This window comes from Actinocorallia herbida, from assembly GCF_003751225.1.
GTDB lineage: Bacteria > Actinomycetota > Actinomycetes > Streptosporangiales > Streptosporangiaceae > Actinocorallia > Actinocorallia herbida.
The window spans coordinates 382,256-401,593 of the sequence record NZ_RJKE01000001.1 but is presented as its reverse complement, the minus strand read 5'-3'; the positions used below and the strand labels follow the sequence as shown (position 1 = coordinate 401,593).

21 protein-coding genes are annotated in these 19,338 nt (G+C 66.3%); 12 read left to right on the top strand and 9 right to left on the bottom strand.

Going from position 1 to position 19,338, the window contains the following annotated elements; genetic code table 11:
• Positions 1-3 precede the first annotated feature (3 nt).
• Genes EDD29_RS02140 through EDD29_RS02130 form a run of 3 tightly spaced genes read right to left on the bottom strand, consistent with a single transcriptional unit; the run spans position 4 to position 2,450 of the window.
• Positions 4-1,011, bottom strand: a complete 1,008-nt coding sequence (locus EDD29_RS02140) for a class I SAM-dependent methyltransferase (RefSeq protein ID WP_123661910.1) — start codon at positions 1,009-1,011, stop codon at positions 4-6.
• A 6-nt stretch (positions 1,012-1,017) separates the two neighbouring features.
• On the bottom strand, positions 1,018-1,368 hold the full coding sequence (locus EDD29_RS02135) for a RidA family protein (RefSeq protein WP_123661909.1): 351 nt from the start codon (positions 1,366-1,368) through the stop codon (positions 1,018-1,020).
• A complete protein-coding gene (locus tag EDD29_RS02130; RefSeq protein WP_123661908.1) occupies positions 1,365-2,450 on the bottom strand; it encodes an alpha-hydroxy acid oxidase in 1,086 nt (361 codons plus the stop codon). Before EDD29_RS02130 ends, EDD29_RS02135 begins: the two co-directional genes overlap by 4 nt.
• 137 nt (positions 2,451-2,587) lie before the next feature.
• On the opposite strand from EDD29_RS02130, the gene EDD29_RS02125 reads away from it, so the two are divergent.
• The gene (locus EDD29_RS02125) at positions 2,588-3,217 is read left to right on the top strand and encodes a TetR/AcrR family transcriptional regulator (protein ID WP_123661907.1); all 630 of its coding nucleotides are present in this window, start codon (positions 2,588-2,590) and stop codon (positions 3,215-3,217) included.
• Here EDD29_RS02125 and EDD29_RS02120 read toward each other — a convergent pair.
• The 3 genes from EDD29_RS02120 to EDD29_RS02110 are packed head-to-tail and all read right to left on the bottom strand — an operon-like array spanning position 3,189 to position 5,742.
• Complete coding sequence (locus EDD29_RS02120) at positions 3,189-3,524, bottom strand: YciI family protein (RefSeq protein ID WP_123661906.1); 336 nt, start codon at positions 3,522-3,524, stop codon at positions 3,189-3,191. The two genes, EDD29_RS02125 and EDD29_RS02120, sit on opposite strands and share 29 nt — an antisense overlap.
• Positions 3,524-4,849, bottom strand: coding sequence for an MFS transporter (locus EDD29_RS02115; RefSeq protein ID WP_123661905.1), 1,326 nt, complete (start codon positions 4,847-4,849; stop codon positions 3,524-3,526). The genes EDD29_RS02120 and EDD29_RS02115 overlap by 1 nt, the downstream gene beginning before the upstream one ends.
• The gene (locus EDD29_RS02110) at positions 4,846-5,742 is read right to left on the bottom strand and encodes a prephenate dehydratase (RefSeq protein ID WP_123661904.1); all 897 of its coding nucleotides are present in this window, start codon (positions 5,740-5,742) and stop codon (positions 4,846-4,848) included. The genes EDD29_RS02115 and EDD29_RS02110 overlap by 4 nt, the downstream gene beginning before the upstream one ends.
• 235 nt (positions 5,743-5,977) lie before the next feature.
• On the opposite strand from EDD29_RS02110, the gene EDD29_RS02105 reads away from it, so the two are divergent.
• A complete protein-coding gene (locus EDD29_RS02105) occupies positions 5,978-6,505 on the top strand; it encodes a NaeI family type II restriction endonuclease (protein WP_170201259.1) in 528 nt (175 codons plus the stop codon).
• A 147-nt stretch (positions 6,506-6,652) separates the two neighbouring features.
• Here the strand turns inward: EDD29_RS02105 and EDD29_RS02100 are convergent, their stop codons facing one another.
• Positions 6,653-7,681: an SRA domain-containing endonuclease gene (locus EDD29_RS02100; protein ID WP_123661902.1), complete on the bottom strand. Its 1,029-nt coding sequence runs from the start codon at positions 7,679-7,681 to the stop codon at positions 6,653-6,655.
• A 148-nt stretch (positions 7,682-7,829) separates the two neighbouring features.
• Here EDD29_RS02100 and EDD29_RS02095 point away from each other — a divergent pair, with 148 nt between their 5' ends.
• Positions 7,830-10,931 carry a DEAD/DEAH box helicase gene (locus EDD29_RS02095; RefSeq protein WP_123661901.1) on the top strand — a complete coding sequence of 1,034 codons (3,102 nt, stop codon included), beginning with the start codon at positions 7,830-7,832 and terminating at the stop codon, positions 10,929-10,931.
• A 110-nt stretch (positions 10,932-11,041) separates the two neighbouring features.
• Here the strand turns inward: EDD29_RS02095 and EDD29_RS02090 are convergent, their stop codons facing one another.
• Entirely contained in the window at positions 11,042-11,218 is a 177-nt protein-coding gene (locus EDD29_RS02090) for a DUF397 domain-containing protein (protein WP_123661900.1), read from the bottom strand.
• Positions 11,208-12,029: a helix-turn-helix domain-containing protein gene (locus EDD29_RS02085; RefSeq protein ID WP_123661899.1), complete on the bottom strand. Its 822-nt coding sequence runs from the start codon at positions 12,027-12,029 to the stop codon at positions 11,208-11,210. The genes EDD29_RS02090 and EDD29_RS02085 overlap by 11 nt, the downstream gene beginning before the upstream one ends.
• A gap of 260 nt (positions 12,030-12,289) precedes the next feature.
• Here EDD29_RS02085 and EDD29_RS02080 point away from each other — a divergent pair, with 260 nt between their 5' ends.
• The 9 genes from EDD29_RS02080 (at position 12,290) to EDD29_RS02040 (ending at position 19,216) form a co-directional block, all read left to right on the top strand.
• Positions 12,290-12,613, top strand: coding sequence for a hypothetical protein (locus EDD29_RS02080; protein ID WP_148085851.1), 324 nt, complete (start codon positions 12,290-12,292; stop codon positions 12,611-12,613).
• Positions 12,610-12,867: a hypothetical protein gene (locus EDD29_RS02075; protein WP_123661897.1), complete on the top strand. Its 258-nt coding sequence runs from the start codon at positions 12,610-12,612 to the stop codon at positions 12,865-12,867. The genes EDD29_RS02080 and EDD29_RS02075 overlap by 4 nt, the downstream gene beginning before the upstream one ends.
• Positions 12,868-13,171: 304 nt before the next feature.
• A complete protein-coding gene (locus EDD29_RS02070) occupies positions 13,172-13,435 on the top strand; it encodes a hypothetical protein (RefSeq protein ID WP_211359523.1) in 264 nt (87 codons plus the stop codon).
• Positions 13,419-13,955, top strand: a complete 537-nt coding sequence (locus EDD29_RS02065; RefSeq protein WP_211359522.1) for a DUF6879 family protein — start codon at positions 13,419-13,421, stop codon at positions 13,953-13,955. Before EDD29_RS02070 ends, EDD29_RS02065 begins: the two co-directional genes overlap by 17 nt.
• 10 nt (positions 13,956-13,965) lie before the next feature.
• On the top strand, positions 13,966-14,829 hold the full coding sequence (locus EDD29_RS02060; RefSeq protein WP_123661895.1) for a helix-turn-helix domain-containing protein: 864 nt from the start codon (positions 13,966-13,968) through the stop codon (positions 14,827-14,829).
• A gap of 97 nt (positions 14,830-14,926) precedes the next feature.
• Positions 14,927-16,075 carry an amidohydrolase family protein gene (locus tag EDD29_RS02055; RefSeq protein ID WP_170201258.1) on the top strand — a complete coding sequence of 383 codons (1,149 nt, stop codon included), beginning with the start codon at positions 14,927-14,929 and terminating at the stop codon, positions 16,073-16,075.
• A gap of 1 nt (position 16,076) precedes the next feature.
• A complete protein-coding gene (locus EDD29_RS02050; RefSeq protein WP_123661893.1) occupies positions 16,077-17,192 on the top strand; it encodes a hypothetical protein in 1,116 nt (371 codons plus the stop codon).
• Positions 17,193-17,316: 124 nt separating this feature from the next.
• Complete coding sequence (gene aspS / locus EDD29_RS02045) at positions 17,317-18,618, top strand: aspartate--tRNA(Asn) ligase (RefSeq protein WP_123661892.1); 1,302 nt, start codon at positions 17,317-17,319, stop codon at positions 18,616-18,618.
• A gap of 121 nt (positions 18,619-18,739) precedes the next feature.
• Positions 18,740-19,216 (top strand): ATP-binding protein, encoded by a 477-nt coding sequence (locus EDD29_RS02040; RefSeq protein WP_170201257.1) that lies wholly within the window; start codon positions 18,740-18,742, stop codon positions 19,214-19,216.
• The last annotated feature ends 122 nt before the right edge of the window (positions 19,217-19,338 follow it).

Here is a 19,338-nt window from a genome sequence, read left to right as displayed (position 1 = left end):
TTCTCACACCGCCTCCAGCTGGAACAGGTAGCCGCCGGGCGGGTTCGGCACGGCGTGCTCGACCGCGCAGCGCCAGCCGGATTCGGCGAACGCCGCCCGCCATTCCTCCAGCGTCGGCAGGTAGACGCCCATGAGCGCGTGGACGAGCTCGAACCCCAGCGTGAAGATCGGGGTGCCGTCGCCGGGCAGCCCGGTCGAGCGCACCACGTCGCACAGGAGGAAGGTGTGCGCGTTGGGGAAGGTCTCGCGCAGGCCGCGCAGGGTGTTCACACAGGTGTCGTGCGGCCAGAAGTCGTGGCCCATGAACGAGCACGTGATGACGTCGACGTCCTCGGCGCCCGGGATCTCACCGAGGTCCAGCACGTCGGCCCGGTGCACCGAGATCACGTCGGCCAGCCCTGCGGAGGCCACCGACTGGGAGGCCAGTTCGACCGAGGCCGACGAGATGTCCAGGCCGATACCGCGCGTCCCGGGACGGATGCCCGCCACCCGCATGAGCCGCTGGCCGGAGCCGCAGCCGAGGTCGGCGACGACGGAGGCGCCCTTGGCCTCCAGCAGCCGGTCGAACAGCGGCTCCACGTCGCCGTCGCCGATCAGCTTGGAGCCGATCGCCACGGCCCGCATGTCGCGGCTGTAGAAGTCACCGCCGCGGCTCGCCTCGGACGTCACCCCCGGGGCCTCGGTGAACAGGGTGCCGCAGCCCCGCACCATCCAGTAGAAGTAGCCGCGCGCGGCGAAGGCGTCGTCGAACAGCGGGCCGGGCCGGACGATGGCGCCGTCGATCTCGACGATCCCGCCCCACATCAGCGCGTTCATGTACCGCGCGACGACGGTCGGGTCGAGCCCCTCACCGGACTCGCCGAGGGTGTAGACGCCCTCGACGTGCAGGGCGTCGAGGATGCCGAGCTCGTGCGTGGCCGACAGCGCCACGGACACCAGGTAGGAGGAGAAGTGGGAGGCCGTGGGCCCTTGGACGAAGGAGACGGGAGCGGAGGGCGAAGAGACGGTCATGCGTGATCACCTTTCTCGGGATGGAACGGCGACTGCTTGGATCTCTATGCGGAGCCCCGGCAGGGCCAGGGCGGTCACCAGCGTGGTGCGGGCCGGTGGGTCATCGGGGAAGGCGGCGGAGAACGCCGCGTTCCAGGCGGGGAAGTCCGCGGAATCGGTGAGGAAGCACTCGACGCGGACCAGGTCGGACAGGCCGGCGCCGTAGGCGTCGAGGGTGCGGGTGAGACCGGCGAAGACCGCGTCGGCCTGTTCGGTGAAGGACCCGGTGAAGAAGGTCCCGTCGGGGTTCTGGGCGACATGCCCCGAGAGCCAGAGCACTCCCCCCGCGAGGACGGCGGGCGGGAACGGCGGCTTCACCGCTCCGCCTTCTGGACCGCGGTGGGGCCGAGGTCGGCGACGGTCGCGCGGCCGAGGAGGGTCATCGTGGCGCGCATCTCACGCCGCAGCAGGTCGAGGACGGCGGCGACCCCTTCCCGTCCGCCCGCGGCGAGGCCGTAGGCGATGGGGCGGCCGAGCGTGACGGCGTCCGCGCCGAGCGCGAGCGCCTTCAGGATGTCGGTGCCGCGCCGGAACCCCCCGTCGATGATCACCGGGACCCGCCCTTCGACCGCGCGGACGATCTCCGGAAGCTGGGTGAGCGTCGCGGGCGCGCCGTCGAGCTGGCGGCCGCCGTGGTTGGAGACGTAGACCGCGCAGGCCCCCGCCTCGACGGCCTCGTGGGCGTCCTCGCCGACCAGCACGCCCTTGGCGAGGAACGGCATCCCGGCCCGCCGGGCGAGCGCGGCGAGCCGCGCCCAGGTCCAGACCGGCTCGTCGTTGCGCAGCATCGGCCCGAACAGCTCCTCGGCCGAGTCGTGGTTGCCCTCCATCGCCGAGGTGTCGAGGCCGAAGCGGTTGGTCTTGTTGCGCTCGCGCCAGCCGTCGACGGGCGAGTCGACGGTGACGCACAGGGCCGCGTATCCGGCGTCACGGGCGCGTCCGGCGAGGCCGAGGAACATCTCGTCCGAGCCGAGCGCGTGCAGCTGGAAGAAGCGGGCGGCGCCGGGCGCCTCCTTCGCGAGGGTCTCCAGGCTGAACGAGCCCGCCTCCGGGACGATCGAGGCGATCCCCGCCTCCTGGACGGCGGCGGTCACCGCGCGATGGCCCTCGGGGTGGAAGAGCCGGTCCGCGCCGAACGGCGCGACCAGGACGGGCATCGCCAGCTCGACGCCGAGCAGGGTGGTGGAAAGGTCGGGCGGCGCGGTCCCCCGCAGCACCCGGGGGCGGAAGGCCCACGCGTCCACGGCCGCCCGGTTGGCGGCGAGGGTCCACTCGGCGCCGGCGCCTCCCTCCAGGAAGTCCCAGACCGACGAGTCCAGCGTGCGTTGGGCGGCGGCGTGGATCTCACCGAGGGTGACGAAAGTGCTTTGGGCGTCATGGAACGTGATGGCCTCGACCATGGGCTCCTCCATGGGCAGATAACTGAGAAATTCTTCTCAGATCGTCATACGTGCGGGGCCTGACCGTCAACGGTCCGGCTGTTACGCTTCCAAGAAGCGCCTGTTACGGGCCTGTAGCCGGACCCGGGAGTGATCGAGTGCCCAAGTCGCCAGCGCCGGAGACCTCCAAAAGGAGAACCCGCAGCGACTTCCTCGCCAGCAGGCGCGCGCTGCTCGGCGCCGTCGAGACCCTGCTCGCCGAGCGCCGCGGCCCGCACTTCAGCCTCACCGAGCTCGCCCAGGAGGCGGGCATCTCCACCGCCACCGCCTACCGCCACTTCCCCGACGTGCGGGGCGCGCTCGAGGCGTACTACGAGCAGCTCATCCTCGGCCTGATCGAGCAGATGAACGCCCTCCCCGACGAGGGCGACCCCATCGCCCGGTTCGAGGCGGTGTGCCTGCTCTGGGTGCAGCAGGGCTCCCGCTGGGCGCGCGCCGCGGTCCACATCCGCTCCTGGCGGGGCTTCCTCGACCGCCTGCACGACGGCGACCCGCTCGTCCGCGCGATCCACGAGACCCTCGCCGAAGTCCTCGGCGCCCTGTGGGCCGCCGGGCACATCGCCCCGCAGCCGATCGAATACGCGGTCCTCGTCTGGGAGACCCTGTTCGACGAACGCGTCATCGTCGACCTCCTGGACACCCTCGACTGGCCCGTCGAACGCGTCGCCGCCGAACTGACCCAGACCGTGCTGTCGGCCCTCAGGCGAGAGCCGCCCGCTCGGCCTTGACGAGTTCCTCGGCAAGCCTCCCCGGCCACGCCTCCGGCACCATCGCCACCATCGGATGCGTCACGACCCGCGCGAACAGCCCAGCCCGGAAATAGGGCTCACCGGCCAGGAACTCCTCGGCGGCTCCTTGGTCCTCGGCCTCCAGCGCGAACACCGAGCCGATCACGGCGCCCGCGTCATCGTGCAGCGGCCCGCCGAACGGCAGCCGGTCCCGCGCGGCGATCATGTACCGCAGATGCGCGGGCCGCGTCACGACCCGCAGCGCCTGCGCTCCCGGCTTGTCGAGGCAATAGACGAGGATCAGCATCAGGTTCCCTTCGGCAGAGCCAGCACCGCGACCAGCGCGGCAAGGAGATAAGCGACGGCGTCGAACACCAACGCAGCCCCGACACCCTCGGCAGCCGCCACCCCGCCGAGCAGCGCCACCCCGAACGTGCCGCCGATCTGACGCGCCGTGTTGTTGAGCCCGGACCCGAGCCCACCCCGCTCAGCCGGCACCGCCCCCACGGCCGTCGTGACGATCGCCGGCAACGCCATCCCGATCCCGAGCCCGGCCAGGACCAGCAGCGCGACCCCGGGCAATGTCCCGACATGCGGCAGAACCAGCACACAGGCCCCGGCCACCGCGGTCCCGAGCGCCGCAGGCAACCGCGGCCCGTGCCTGGCCGCGATCCGCCCACCAAACGGTGACACCAGCGCATAGGCGGCGAACAGCGGCGCGATCCGAGCCCCGGCCTCGGCCGCACCGAGCCCCGCCGTGTACTTGAGGCTGAGTAGGAACAGCAGCCCGAGCGTGGCCGCGTTCAGGAGAAGAGCCGCCCCGTTGGCACCCGCGAACGGCACAGACCGAAACAGATCCATCGGTACCAGCGGATGCCCGGACCGCCTCTCGACCCGAACGAAAACCACGATCCCCACGAACGCCGCAGCAAACGCGCCCAACGCGGCAGGCGAGCGCCATCCGGTCTCCAGCGCCCAGGCCAGCGCGCCGATCGCGGCGACCGCGAGTACCTGTCCCGCCCAGTCCAGTCCCCTGTCACGCACGCCGGGCACGCGCGGCAGCACCCGGTATCCGGCGAGTACTCCGACGACGCCGATCGGCAGATTGATCCAGAACACCGACCGCCAGCCGAACCCGTCGACCAGCAGCCCGCCGAGCACGGGACCCACCACCATCGACAGCCCGGCGACCGCCGACCACCACCCGATCGCGCGCGCCCGCTCCCCGGCCGGAAACCCGTGCACGATCAGCGCCAGCGACGACACGAGAACGGCCGCACCCGCCACCCCCTGCCCGGCCCTGGCCGCGATCAGCCATCCAACGCCCGGAGCGACGGCGCACCCGACGGACGCGGCAGTGAACACGACGAGCCCACCCAGGAAGACGCGGTGCCTCCCATACAGATCCCCGATGTCCCCAAAGCTCAGCATGAACGCCGCGAACGTGACGAAATAGGCCGCCACGACCCACGTCCCAGCCGCCAACGAGGCGTTCAGATCCTCCCGAACCGCGGTGACCGCGACGTTCACGACCGTCAGATCGAGCTGCGTCACGAACAGCCCGACGCAGGCCACCGCCAGCAGCGCCCGTCCACTGCGCCGCGCCTCCCGCTGGGACCCCACCGCGCTCACGCCGCCACCAAACGCCCCGGCAGCGCCCCCAGTACCCGCACCCGCATCCGCGCCTCCGCCAGCGCCGCAAGTACCCCGCCGAGTCGCGCAGGACCGGCCGCGACCTCCAGCAGGAAGTAGTAGTCCCCAAGCTTCCGACGCGTAGGCCGCGACTCGATATGCAGCAGGTCAACACCGGCCAGCGCGAACGGCTCCAGAATCGGCAGCAGCGACCCGGGCCTGTTCACAGGCTGAAAGCAGGCCAGCAGGGTCCGCTCACCGTCTTCGCCACCCGCCGGAGCCCCCTGGCTGAGCACCACGAACCGGGTACTCGCCGCAGCCTCGTCGGCCACCCCGTCTGCAAGCACCTCCAGCCCATCAGCCACGACGACCCCCGGTGCACCGATCGCCGCAGTCCGTCCCGTGGCGTCGGCCGCCGCTGTGCCTCGCGCCGCCACCGTCGAATGCGTCGCCAGCAGCGCCGCCCCAGGCAGCGCCCCCCGCAACCACCCCTCGCACTGCGCAAGCGCATGGCTGTGCGACGCGACCACGGAGATCTCCTCAAACGAAGCCCCACCCCGCCCCCAAAGCGAGAACGCAACAGGAATCTCCACCGACCGCTCGATCCACACCGACGCCCCCCGCTCCGGCGGCGTCGCCAGCAGATCCAACGTCGCCCCCACCAACCCCGCGACCGAGTTCTCCCAGGCCAGCACCCCGAACCCCACCACCCCCGCCCGCACGGCCTCCACAACCCCCGCCGCTGTCGAAACCGGCACCTGCCGCTTCCCGGCCAGCACCGGATCCGCCATCACGGCCTGATGCGTGAACGTCCCAGCCGGCCCAAGAAACGCCACAGCCTCGCCGAGGCTACGCGGGTAACTATCTGAGAAACTATTCACAGATAAGAGCATCAGCCCCCGCCGACATCCACGTCAAGCCCCAAGAACAGAACAACCCCAAACCCCCAACCAGCCCCACCCGCGATCTTGAAGTAACACAACGTGACCTCCCGCAAAGGCGTACCCGAAACCCGCTCCCGCTGCCCTCATCACGCTCAGCATCCGGCGAAACGTCTACGAGGCGAAGACCCTTCAGACATCCACACCCGGCCAATGCCTCTGCCGTCTACCGTCCAGCACGTGCGACGTGACCACCGACCTCCTACCGAGGACTCAGAGCTGGCCTTGGTCGCCAGCGCGATCAAACGCGCGGACCCCGCTGGCCTGCGCTTCGCCAAAGCCTTCCGTAACGCCTTCGACATGGCACTCGACAGCCGAGCGCACTGGCCGTCACCACTGGGACCAACTCCACAAGACCGAGAAGGACCACTTTGGCGGCCTCGCCGAGATCGCCGTGCAGCGCGAACTCGGGTTCCCCGACGGCCACACGACGGAGATCGCCATCTGCGACCTGGACATCGGCTGCAAGTACGCACGCAAGGAAGCCGAGTGGGACATCCCCTCAGAAGTGCACGAGGAGGGACTCCTCTTCCTTGGCCTGTGGGCCAACGACGGCCAGCTCCTCTGGTCAGTCGGCCTCGTCCGCCCCAACGAAGAGACCCTCACACCCGGCGCCCACAACCATCACCGACTCACAACGGCCGGAAAACTCCAAATCAACTGGCTCTACCGCTACGCCCCTCTACCCGACACGTCCCACTCCGCTTCGACGTAGGTAGAGAACTCACGCTCCGCTGGACGGCGTCGGTAATAGCACGATGCGGGGGCAGGGGATCTCCCTCTACCAGCACACCACGTCACCGGTCACCGTCATCGACAAGCACACCTCATGAGCGTGCGCCAGCGACCGGTACCCTGCCATTCAGATTCCGACAGGGAAACCTGCAAACCCATCTGCTGTACGGGTGACGAGCGCGATGTTCTCTCGTTGCAGCAAGTCCCGCAGGTCATCTCCGGGTTCGCTGGGGAGGAGCACAGCGAGCCGCAGTCCTGGCGGAGTTTCGATATGGCGCCGGTAGTCAAGCAGCTGACCGATCGCCAGGCGTACGTCAGTGCGGCGGGCTGCACCTTTGGCTTCGTAGAGCACGTTGTCTGTGACGTCGTAGAGATCAGTCATCAGCGCGCCCGCGACACCTGCGACCGTGATCTGGAAGCGCTTGACGGTATGCCCGCGCTCCACCAAGAAGTCCTTGTAGGCCGTGGTCAGCTCTCCTTCCCGACGAACCACGGTCGATAGTCCGCCAGTGATCTTCGCTACCGTCTCGTTCGTGTGGTGCGCCTCGGTCTCCACCTGGACGGAGGCCGCGAACCGCGCTTCCATCACGCTCGTCGGCTCGACCTCCAGCGTTACCTGCTCCGTCTTTGATGCAGCTCTTACCCCATCCCTAGCCTGAAACACTGCGGGGTATCTGGCTGCCGAGTCCGGGCGAAAGCGAAACACGATGACGTGGCGCTCTCCACTGGGCCCTACTGCGCGTCGCATTTCGAACGGCTGCACTTCGTCGAGCATCATCTGACCGAGGTAGCGCTGCTGCTTTGTTCCAGTCTTCCGCCCCGTGGCCTCGTTCACTACAACGCCGTCAGCAACGAACAGGTGTATTGGCCGCCCGTCTTCACGTGCCCTATGCAGTGAAGCGTTACCCTTCGTGAGCTCTTGGTCTTCCTTGCCCTCACCCGTGTACAGGTACAAGGGCCCTTGCTCGTCCGGCTCGGCCAGGCCATCGAAGGTGTATCCGTATTCCTCTCCGGCCTCCGGGTCTGAGTAGATAAAGATCATGTTCGTCTTCTTCGACACCTCAATGCCACTGAACCGCGACCCTCCGTAGGCAGTAGCGACCTCCGCCCTGGTCGTCAACATCCCTGGAACAAGCTCAAGACTCTGAGTCGACATGTCCGGAATTTATCGGTATCCACCGACAAGATGCACCCGCGGGCTATACCTCTGCCGGCAGGGAGAGGGGCTTGGTAGGAGCTGTCGCCGTAGGCAGCTACCGAGAATTTCAGTTCGGCGGGCTGTCGGGGCGCTATGTTGGCTGGCTATGACGGATCTTGCCCCCGGCGTCTACGAACAACCCATCACCGAGCACCTCCAGGAGAGGCTCGGGAGGGTCGACACGAACCTGGTCCATCGGCGCGATCTTGAAGAATCCGAGGCCGTCGATGTCCTGGTCAAGCACGTTGCGCTTTTGGTGAGGCAGGCGCTCAAGGTGACCGGCGAGGCCAGCGAAGACCCGGTCTCCCAACAGGTCGAGGTGGCTAACCGCATCGGCGCTGCCATCGCTGACGTCGTAGCTGGATCGGTCAGGGAGGAGGATCACCTCGCGGCGAGCCGTGATGTCCTGCTAGAAATCGCGGCGGGAGTCCAACCAGACGGCACCGTCTCCTACCTTAAGCGTCCCGATATCCCGTTCTCGTCCTCGGCGCTCCTTGTCAACGGCCGCGACCAGCCCAAAATCGGTCCCGAGGTCATCAAGGAACTCGCTTCCGCAGACCAAGTTGATCTACTCTGCGCCTTCCTCAAGTGGCAGGGACTACGGCTTATCGAAAGCGCGCTTAAGAGCTTTCTCGACCGGGGTGGCAAGCTCCGCATTATCACCACGACCTATATGGGCGCTACGGACAAGAGCGCGGTCGACCGACTGGTCGAGTTGGGTGCCGAACTACGCATCTCCTACGATGTACAGCGCACCAGGCTGCATGCAAAAGCGTGGCTCTTCCGCCGCAGTTCAACTCTCGACACTGCCTATATCGGGTCTTCGAACCTTTCTCGCTCCGCAATGCTAGATGGCTTGGAATGGAATGTCCGACTTGCCCGCGCAGAGCATGGACCAATTCTTGAAACCTTCGCCGCAACCTTCGATGAGTACTGGAACGACCCGTCGTTTGAACCGTACGACCATGAACGCGACGGAGACCGGCTCACGAAGGCGCTCAGCCAAAGCAATCTCAATGGTGCAAACAAACTACAGATCGCCAATATCGACGTCACCCCATATGGCTACCAGCAAGAGATCTTGGATGAGCTAGAAGCAGCCCGGGTGGAGCACGGCCACTGGCGCAATCTCGTTGTCATGGCCACCGGGACAGGGAAGACGATAGTCGCCGCCCTCGACTACAAACGCCTTCTCGACCAAGGAAAAGTCGACTCGCTACTCTTCGTCGCCCACACGAAGGAGATCCTGCTCCAGAGCCTCCATACCTTCAGAACAGTCCTCAAGGACGGTTCCTTTGGCGAACTCTTCGTAGACGGACAACGTCCTCACCAGTGGAAGCACGTGTTTGCTTCCATCCAATCGCTGAACGGTCTCACCCAGTTGGCCGCCGATCAATTCGACATGGTCATCGTAGATGAGTTTCACCATGCAGCTGCAAAGACTTACGCGAACCTGCTCGATCAACTGAGCCCCAAATCTCTACTCGGCCTCACGGCTACCCCGGAGCGCACAGACGGGGCCTCCATCTTGCATTGGTTTGACGGGGGCGCTCCGACGGTCGAACTCCGACTCTGGGAGGCGCTAGAGCAGGGTCTTCTCGCTCCGTTCCACTACTTCGGTATCCACGATGACGTCGATCTATCTAGCGTGGCCTGGCGACGCGGCGCTGGGTATGACGTCAAGCAACTTGAGGATCTGTACACAAGCCTGGATACCCGCGTCAGTCTCATCGTTCAGGCGGTGCAAGACAAGCTTGGCGAGCTTGACACGATGAAGGCGGTCGGATTCTGCGTCAGTATCAAGCACGCCGAGTACATGGCCGATCGTTTCAACCAACGCGGAATTCCCGCTCAGGCGGTGACTTCAGCGATGACGCGTGAGCAGCGCGAAAACGCATTGGTTCAGCTACGTGATGGATCATTGAAGGCCGTCTTCACTGTTGATCTATTCAACGAGGGCGTCGATGTTCCCTCGATCAACACCGTGCTCTTCCTTCGGCCTACCAACAGTGCCACGGTCTTCCTTCAGCAGCTGGGCCGGGGCCTACGCATCACCAGGGACAAGCCTGTCCTCACGGTGCTCGACTTCGTGGGCACCCAGCGGAAGGAGTTCCGCTTCGACCGCAACCTCAGCGCCCTCACTGGCGTTCCCCGAGGTGAGCTCGAAGATGCCGTCAAGGATGGCTTTCCGACACTTCCCGCGGGATGTGCGATCGACCTTGATCGCGAAGTCAGTAAGTCGGTCCTAGCAAGCATCAAACATGCGCTGAGCTTCCGCCGTGCCGAAGCTGTGGCTGAACTGCGAGCCTTGGACGATCCGTCGTTGTCCGAATACTTGCAGCGCACCGGGCGTGAACTCGAAGACCTTTATGGGGGCACCCGTGGAGGCTGGGCCCGGCTTCGTCGCGAAGCTGGTCTCGACCATCGTCCGGTACCTGACGGGCGCGATGACGACTTGCTCGGCCGGACGTTCAGCCGAATGCTGCACCTCGACGACCGCCAGCGCATTACCTTCCTCAAGGAGACGCTGGAGCAACCCACACCACCATCACTCACCACAGCGTCTCCTATAGAACAGCGCCTCCTCGCCATGCTCCACGCCCTTATGGACAGCAGTCGTCCACTCAGCGAGTTCGACGACAATGTCGGCCGGCTCTGGGATCATCCTTCCCGCCGCGAAGAACTGATCCAGGTAACAGACGTTCTCCTCAGCCGCATTCACCGGGTCATGTCAACCATCCCAGAAATCAGCCACCTGCCTCTTCGGCTGCACGCCAGGTACAGCAAAGATGAGATTCTTTCTTCTTTCGGTATCGAGAAGCCTCGATCTTGGGTTCAGGGCATTCGATGGGTTGACGAAGAGAAGGCTGACCTATTCTTCGTCACGATCAATAAGACTGGCAAGGGATTCAAGCCCTCGACGATGTACAACGACCGGGCCATCACGCCGCAGTTGTTCCAGTGGGAGAGCCAATCTGAAACCCGCGAGTCGTCACGCGACGGACAGCGCTACATCCACCACGTCTCCCGCGGCTCCACGGTCCACCTCTTCCTCCGCGAAACCAAGGCAGGCGCTCCGCCCTACCTCTACGCCGGCCCGATGACCTACCTGTCGCATGAGGGAGAGCGCCCCATGCGCATTCTGTGGGAGCTCCGAAACGCGATGCCCGCAGACGTCTTCCACTACGCCAAGGTGACCGCCGGATAGCCCTGTCTATCCAGCAGTCCCACGCTCCCTCACCTAGCCGCGGTCGCTCGGTCTGGAAGCCGCGCCCGTGTGGGCGGAGCTAAGCAAAGGAACCGGCGACCCGAACATCTTCACTGCGACTTCAGGGTGGCGAGGAGGTCTCGGTAGCTAGCGACAGTCAGGGTGAGGACGGGGCCGGAGGGGTTCTTGCTGTCGCGAACGAGGCGGGTGCCACCGGTGAAGGCGACTTCCAGGCAGTCGGTGTTGTCTCCCTGGCTGTAGCTGCTCTTGAACCAGTCACGCTCCATCGTCGGCCTCCAGGGTTGCGGTGATGATCTCTCGGGAGATCTGTTCGGGTAGAGCCTTCGCACCGATCTGTCGGTAGCGCAGGGCGAAGCCTTCGACCTCGGTTCGGTCGGCGGTCAGTCGGCCGCCGCCTGTGGTCTCGGTGTAGGCGAAGCGCCTTCCCTCGACGTCCAGGACCTTGAAGGACGAGGATAGGCCGGGGTGCCAACCTGCCGAAAGAGGGACTATTCGGATGCTGATGTTGCGCCGTGCTGAGAGGTCGATCAGCCATTCAAGCTGTGGTTTCATGACGTCCCAGCCGCCGATGCGGCGATCAAGGATGGACTCGTCCAGCAGGGCCCACACATGCGGAGGGTCTTTTCGGCTAAGGATCTGCTGCCGTTCCATCCGCTTCACCAACTGCGCTTCGAGGGCGAGCGAGCCCGCCTCGATGAGGATCGCGCGGGCGTAGGCCTCGGTTTGGAACAGGCCCGGAACCTGGCCTAGTTCAGCGAGACTGATCTGCGACGCTTTGCGCTCCTTATCCAGGTGTTCGGCGAACCAGTCTTCAGCCTCTCGGCTCCGGCACTGCTGGAGGAGCCATTGGAAGTGGCCGGGCAGCTCGTAGAACTCGTCCAGTGCCTTCGCATGGCGGTCTTGCAGGTTCCAGCCCTGCCGGGCGTATTCGTAGTTCGAGACACCCGTCCGAAGGCAGCCCATCACGGGTGCCAGATCTGCGAGTGAGAGACCCCTCTGTTCACGGAAGAAGCGCAGGTCGTGAGCGATTTTGTGCCTGATGGATGCGGACGGATCGAGCCCTTCGACGGGTGGCATGTCTCTCCTCACTGTCTCGACCTTCTCGATGAGACACGACGAGCCTAGGCCGAATCGGTTACCAATGACTCACATACAGTCAGATTCGCCGAACGGTAGGAGGCTTGAGCATGGCTAGAGTCCTGGGAGACGACGGGCTCGCTCATCTGCGGGCGAGCTACCCCGGGTGGTGGTTCTTTCGGTCACGGACGCGGGACGGGCGGCTCGGGAACGACTGGGTAGCATCGCGGTGCGACACCCGCCCGGGTTTCGATCCGACCGTGATCCGGCGGAGCGCCCGCGAGTTGCGCGAGGCGCTGGACGAGCAGCTTCGCCGGTCGCTCGGGCCGGTCGCGCCCACCGCGGCAGAGGTCGCGATGCTCGACCTGCCCGGCTGGGAAGTCGCGTTGGACGGCAGGCTGCTGCTGGCGGGGTCTCGAAGGTCCTTCACGCTTTACCAGCGGATGGCCGGGGTCCAGGACCACGCCGAGGCCCGGACCGTCGAAGAGCTGCACATCCTCTGCCACGCCTACGACGCCCTCACCGAAGCCCTCATCCGCGCCGAAGCCGTGCGTCGTTCCTGGTTCGAGGCGGGCCGCCCGTGAGCCGCAGCGCACACAACCCCAGCGTCCTTGAAGCCCTGGCCTACCTCCGCCTGCGCTTCCCCGCCACCACCATCTGGTTCGGCAACCACACCCGCAGCTTCTGGGCCCTTACCGAAACCGGCTTCATCGAAGCACCCACCCCGGTCGCGCTCGTCCAGGCCCTCCAGCGCACCTTCCCCACCCGCGGCACGGCCCCAGTCCCGCGGCTCCGCCCCTACGCTCGCCCTCCTCACCGGCGCCCAATTGCGGCCTGACGGCCGAGAACCGGTGCCGCTCCCGGACCGGCAGCGCAGGACCGGGAGCGGGCACCGGTGAAAACGTCACTCGATGCCACCGTCTCCGCCGGAGGGCTGCCTGCCCTTGCCCGGCAGGCCCCGGAGAAACGGGGTAGACCGCAGAGGCCCGGATCATCTCGACCGATCCTGGCGGCCTATGCCTCGCGTCGTGCGCGAGGCCGTTGGTGTCCGCAGCGCGGCACGTACTGTCCGCCCTTGGCCACGGCCGTTTGTCGGAGTGCACGCGGGCTACTTAGTGCATAGTTCTGCATTCAACCGACCTGTGGAGGTCGTGGTGGCTCTAAAGTTCATCGGGACGGATCCCGACAGCGGTCAGGGGCAGTCGCCCACCGCGTTCGTCGATCCGGTGCGGAGGGAGCTGGTGCTCCAGTCGTGGACTGCGGATGAGGCAACAGTGGCCGAGGTGGAGCGGATCTTCTATCCGGTGCCGGGTCATGAGAGCGTGCTCCGGATTCCTGAGAGGATGATCCCGGTGCTGCGTCGGGCGATCGAGGAGCTGGAGGCGCTGGGTGGGTCTGGAGCTTAGGCCGGTCGCCGACCTCCGGACGTTCGCGGAACTGTTCCGGTCGGCGAAGTCCGAGCTGCTCCACCTGGAGCTGCGGGACGTCTACGCCGTCGACTACGAGGACGCCGTCTGGCGCGCCTGGGCGGACGGCGGACGGCCGCGCAGGCTGCCTCGTGACGAGGACGCCTACTGGGATCTGACGGCGGAGACCACGGCTCGTGGTGTGCGGATGAGGCGTGCCCGCATCGTCTCGACGCCGGTGGGCGAGTACCACCGGTTCCTGCACGCCTGGGGGTACCGGAATCTGGAGTGCGGCGAGGACGTCCGGTGGCTGCCCCGTGATCAGGCCACAGACCTGCGGCTGCCGGGCAACGACCTGTGGATGGTCGACTCCACGCGGGTCATGTTCAATCTGTTCGACGGCGACGGGCGGCCGAAGGCGTCCCAGCTCAGCGACGATGCGGCCCTCGTGAAGTTCTGTGCGGAGGCGTTCGAAGCCGTGTGGGAGCGGGCCGTGGACCACGCGGACTTCGCTCTCTGATCACCGCCTTATGCCTCCTGTACCTCGCCCCTCGCCGAAGTCCGGGGTGCAGCAGGCCCGTCAAGCGCTGGCCGACCGGCTTCGCGACCTGCGCGTCCGGGCTGGGCTGTCCGCCACGGGTCTGGCCCGGGCGGCGGGCTGGCACCAGACGAAGGTGTCGAAGCTCGAGCACACCATCACCTCCCCATCAGTCGAGGACATCCGCGTGTGGTGCCGGCTGTGCGGCGCCCAGGACGAGGCCGAAGACCTGATCGCGGTGGCGCGGACGGTGTCGTCGGCGTACGTGGAGTGGAAACGCAGGCAGCGCACCGGGCTCCGCCAAGTACAGGAGTCCTACCTCCCGCTGTGGGAGCGGATCACCCGGTTCCGCGTCTACGAGCCCGGCCTGCTGCCCGGCCTGTTCCAGGTACCCGCCTACGCCGAGGCCGTCCTTCGGTCGGTGATCTCGTTCAACCGGATCCCCGACGACCTCGTCGAAGCGGTCGAAGCACGGATGGAACGTCGAAAGGTCCTGGACGACCTGGGCAGGACCTTCGCCGTGGTCATCGAGGAGCAAGCCCTGGTCACTCGCTATGGCGGCGCGGCGACCATGGCGACCCAACTCGGCCACCTCCTGACGGTGATGGCCCGACCGAACATCTCGCTCAGCATCGTCCCCGCGACCGCTCCCCGCGAGGGCATGTGGCCACTGAACGGCTTCTGGATCTACGACTCCGAACGCGTCATCACCGAACTGCTCACCGCCGAAGTGACCATCACCCAGCCCTCGGAGATAGCGGTCTACGAGCGGGCCTTCGCCGCCCTGACCGCGGCCGCCGTGCACGGCGCCGACGCCCGCGCACTGATCCAGTCCGCACTCCGAAGCCTGCACTGATCCTGCTGCATATCTCTGCATGATGCTGGATCTGGCTCGTGCCCAAGCGCGAGGCTCAGTCCGGCAGATATGGCACACGTGTTCGGCAGGAGGGTTCATGTGGGAAGTCGAAAGGGTCATCGACGCCGACGGTCATGTGATGGAGCCGCTCTGGCTCTGGCGTGACTACCTGGATCCGGCCTTCCGGGACCGGGGCCTGCGCGTCCTCAGGGACGCGAATGATGGTGACAAGCTGCTCATTGACGGTGCTCCGTCGCGGTTGATCCGCCGTCTCGGGGGTGTGGTGCCCAGGGAGGGGCAGAAGATTCCCGATTGGAATCATCTCCCTTGCAGGCCGCACTTCGCCTCCTACGAGGAGTCCTGCACCGTCGCGTCGTGGCAGGGGCCCGCCCGGCTGGAGTGGCTGGACAAGTCCGGGATCGACGCGACGTTCCTGTTCCCGAGCCTGGGGCTCATCTGGCCTCGGGAAGCAGATCCCGTCAGCCCGTACGCAGTGGCGCACTTCGATGCCTACAACCGCTGGGTTCGCGACATGGCCGCCGATTCAACGGGCCGATTGATCCCCGTGGCCCAGATCGCTCACACGGACTCCGTCAGCGCGGACCTGACGCACTTGGCCGAGGTGGGTTTCCGGCACGTCATGCTTCCCATGGGCGTCGGACAGAGCCTGCGCGGCGTCGACGCGTTCTTCGCGGCCGCCCAAGACTTTGAGTTCGTGGTTCACCTCCACAAGGTCGCGATCCCGCATCTACTGCCGACCGCGTCGCCGACGGATCTGCGCACCGCCGGTGCCGGGGCGTTCTACAACCACGTGAACGAGGTGCTTCCCGGGCAGCTTCTGCTCGCCGCGCTTCTCGATGACCGCGTCCTGGACCGGTTTCCGCGTCTGCGCTTTGCCTTCCACGAGTGCGGCGCGGGCTGGCTGCCGGCATGGCTCGACCGAGCCCGCGAATCGTGGGAGACCCTGCGCAGCAACCGGTCCTCGGATCTGCCGGAGCATCCGCCGAGTGACTACTTCACAGACGCCGACAGGATCTTCTTCTCCGTCGGCCTCGGTGAAGACCTGGCCGCCACGCCGGGATGGCTGCGCCGTCGATCGATGCTGGCCACCGACTATCCGCATCCCGGTACTCCAGCCTGTCCCGCCTCTTCTTGGACGAGGCCGCTTCGGCCACTGCCGATCTCCGACGCCAACGCCGTCGCCGCTGGGAACGCAGCACGCCTCATCTCTGCGAAAGGTGGCTGAGATGCCCTCATCCACCGCACCTTCGAAGCTCATCGATCTGACGGTCCCCAGCGCTGACCTGGTGAGCGTTCCGGAACTGCTGCGCCTGGGCGTGCTCCGCGACGGAGTCCAGCTCACCACTACGGATATCCGCCTTCCCATGCTCGGCCAGGTGATCCCACGGATCGAGATCGAGATCTCGGCACCCGGCTTCTGCAAGAAGGTGACGGTCCGAGTCGACCAGCGGTCCCCTTTCCGGTTCGACGGGACGCGCCTGACGGCCCGGATCAACGAGAAGGACCGTGATGTCGCCTGCTGTCAGCTCATCGATGAAGGCAGGGCTCCGACCGGCATGTACAACTTCGGTCTCCTACGTGAGAACGGCGTGCGCAGCTTCGTCTTCGACTACCACACCTACTGCGCGTACTCCTGCGACTTCTGTTTCAAGGAGTCCGAATGGGAGATCCTCGCCCTTCGGGGTAGCAGCCCGGCCTGCTACTCGGCCAACTTCGACGCCTGCCTCGCCTACGTACGCGACTGCGCCGAGGACTTCCTGACCAAGTACGACATCGTCTGGCTGTGCACCGGCAGCATCAAGAACACCGGACTCGAGCTGGAACGGCACTGCCGACTGGCCGCTGAACTCCGCTCGATCGGCTACTCCCAGGGCATCTACGTCTCCCAGGTCATCCCCGAAGCCCTCCGAGGTGAGTCCTCCTACCGTCTCGACTATCTCCACGCTCTGAAGGCGGCCGGGGTGAGTCGCTTCAACAGCGGGGTGGAGATCGTGAACGACGACTATCGGCGCCGCTACGTCCACGGCTACAAGGGAACCCTGACGTTCGGCGACTACGTGACCGTGTTCACCGACGCCGTCGACGTTTTCGGGCACCAGCAGGTCGGGAGCTGCCTGCTAGCGGGCATCGAACCCGCCGCAGACACCCTGCGCGGCCTGGAAACCATCGCCGCGCTCGGCGTAGTTCCCTCACCGACGGTGCTCACCCCGTTCGTAGTCAAGCAGCAGGACATTCCGTTCCAGTACGACCTCGACGGGCTGGTCAACGTCCATGTCGGCTTCCAGAAGATCATCGAAGCCCGCGGCCTCCCGGTGTTCTCCGGCGTCTTCAGTCTGGCCTGACACCCCCGAAATCGCGGTGCCTCTCGGCCACGGGTCGGCTACGCTGTGGCCCGTCCTCGCAGGCGGCCGTCTACCGCCCTGCTCACCGGCGCGAACAACGCGCCAGCAACCAAGGGAGTTGCCGATGTCGCGCACCCTGATCCGCGACCTTTCGCACCATCCGGACGAGTCGGTGACCGTCTGCGGATGGATCCAGGCCCTCCGGCTTCAGCGCCGCATCCAGTTCGTCATCGTCCGCGACCACACCGGGCTCGTACAGGTCACGCATGTGCGGGACGGGGGCGTCGTCGAGGCGGCCTTCGAGGGCGCGACCGTCGAATCGGCGGTCCGGATCACCGGCAAGGTCGTCGCGAACGACAAGGTGAAGCTCAGCGGGCTGGAGATCGTTCCCGAGCGCGTCGAGATCGTCGCCGCGGCGGAGGCGCCGCTGCCGATCGACGAGCACACCAACCTCGACCAGCGCCTGGACTGGCGGTTCCTCGACTTGCGGCGCCCCTCCCAGCAGCTGGTGTTCCAGGTGCAGACCACCGTGGAGCGCGCGATGCGGGAGATCGCGGAAGCCGAGGGCTTCACCGAGCTGCACACGCCCAAGCTGATGGCGACGGCCTCGGAATCCGGCGCGGAGGTCTTCGAAGTCGGCTACTTCGACCGCACCGCCTACCTCGCCCAATCCCCGCAGTTCTACAAGCAGATGGCCATCGCCGGCGGCATCGACCGGGTCTTCGAGATCGGGCCGGTCTTCCGTGCGGAACCGTCCTTCACCGCACGGCACTCCACCGAGTTCACCGGCGTCGACCTTGAGCTGGCCTGGATCGACTCCGTCGAGGACGTCATGGCCGTCGAGGAACGCCTGCTCCACCACGTCCTCATCGAGGTCCACCGCCGCCACGGCGTTGAGATCGAGGAGCACTTCGGCGTCACCGCGGCTGTCCCCGAGCTGCCTTTCCCGCGCATCACGATGGCCGACGCGCTGACCCGGCTGCGCGCGGCGGGCTGGGACCCCGAAGGCGGCAAAGACGACTTGGACCCCGAAGGCGAACGGGCCCTGTCCGCACTGATCGCCGCCGAGACCGGGCACGAGTTCGTCTTCGTCACCCGCTACCCCGCCTCCGCCCGGCCCTTCTACCACCTGCGCCCCGACGACGACCCGAGCGTCACCGAGAGCTTCGACCTGCTCTGGAAAGGCGTCGAGATCACCACCGGCGCCCAACGCGAGCACCGCCACGAAGTCCTCGTCGCTCAGGCCCGCGAGAAGGGCATGGCCTTGGAGCCGCTCCGCGGCTACCTCGACTGCTTCCGCTACGGCACCCCGCCCCACGGCGGCCTGGGGCTCGGCCTCGCCCGCCTCCTCATGCTCCTGCTCGGCCTCCCCTCCATCCGCGAGACGACCTTCCTCTTCCGCGGCCCTCACCGACTGGAGCCATGAAACCTTCTGACCGAACGCCACGCTCGGTGGCCGACGCTCTCCACTGACAGAACTTTGGGACAACTGGGACAAAGTGGTTCTCTCGCCACGTCCGTTGACGGTGCGTGAAACGATGGCGTCCATGACCGCAGCGAAGGTCCAGGCGGGGCAGTCCATCCTTGAGGGGTACGTCCGCAAACCCTCGGTCGGCCTGGCCGAACTGATCTGGAACGCCTTCGACGAGGATGCCACGACGGTCACCATCGCCTGTGACTACAACGATCTCGGCGGCCTCGAGGAGATCGTCGTCTCGGACAATGGCAACGGCATGAACCTGGAGCGCGCCGAGCGTGCGTTCTCCCGTGTCGGCGATAGCTGGAAGCTGGTCTCCGGGACGCAGAGCCCTGCAGGGCGCCCCGTTCACGGACGGCATGGCCGTGGCCGCTTCGCCGCCTTCTCCCTTGGCAACCTTGTCCAGTGGGTCTCGACCGCCGAGCAGGTGCAGGGAGGCTTTGCCACCGTTCACATCGATGGCCGGCGCACTTCTCTTGACAGTTTCGACATCAACGCCGGTCCCGCCGAGAGTGAAGAAACCGGCACCACTGTGACGATTACTTAGATCTCCGATGATGCCGCATCAGAATTTGAAGAACCCCAGGGGCTGCGCCAGTCGATCCTGACCGAGTTCGCTCTGCATATCGATCGTTTCAAGGACTTCGGCGTCCGCTTCCTCGGCACCGA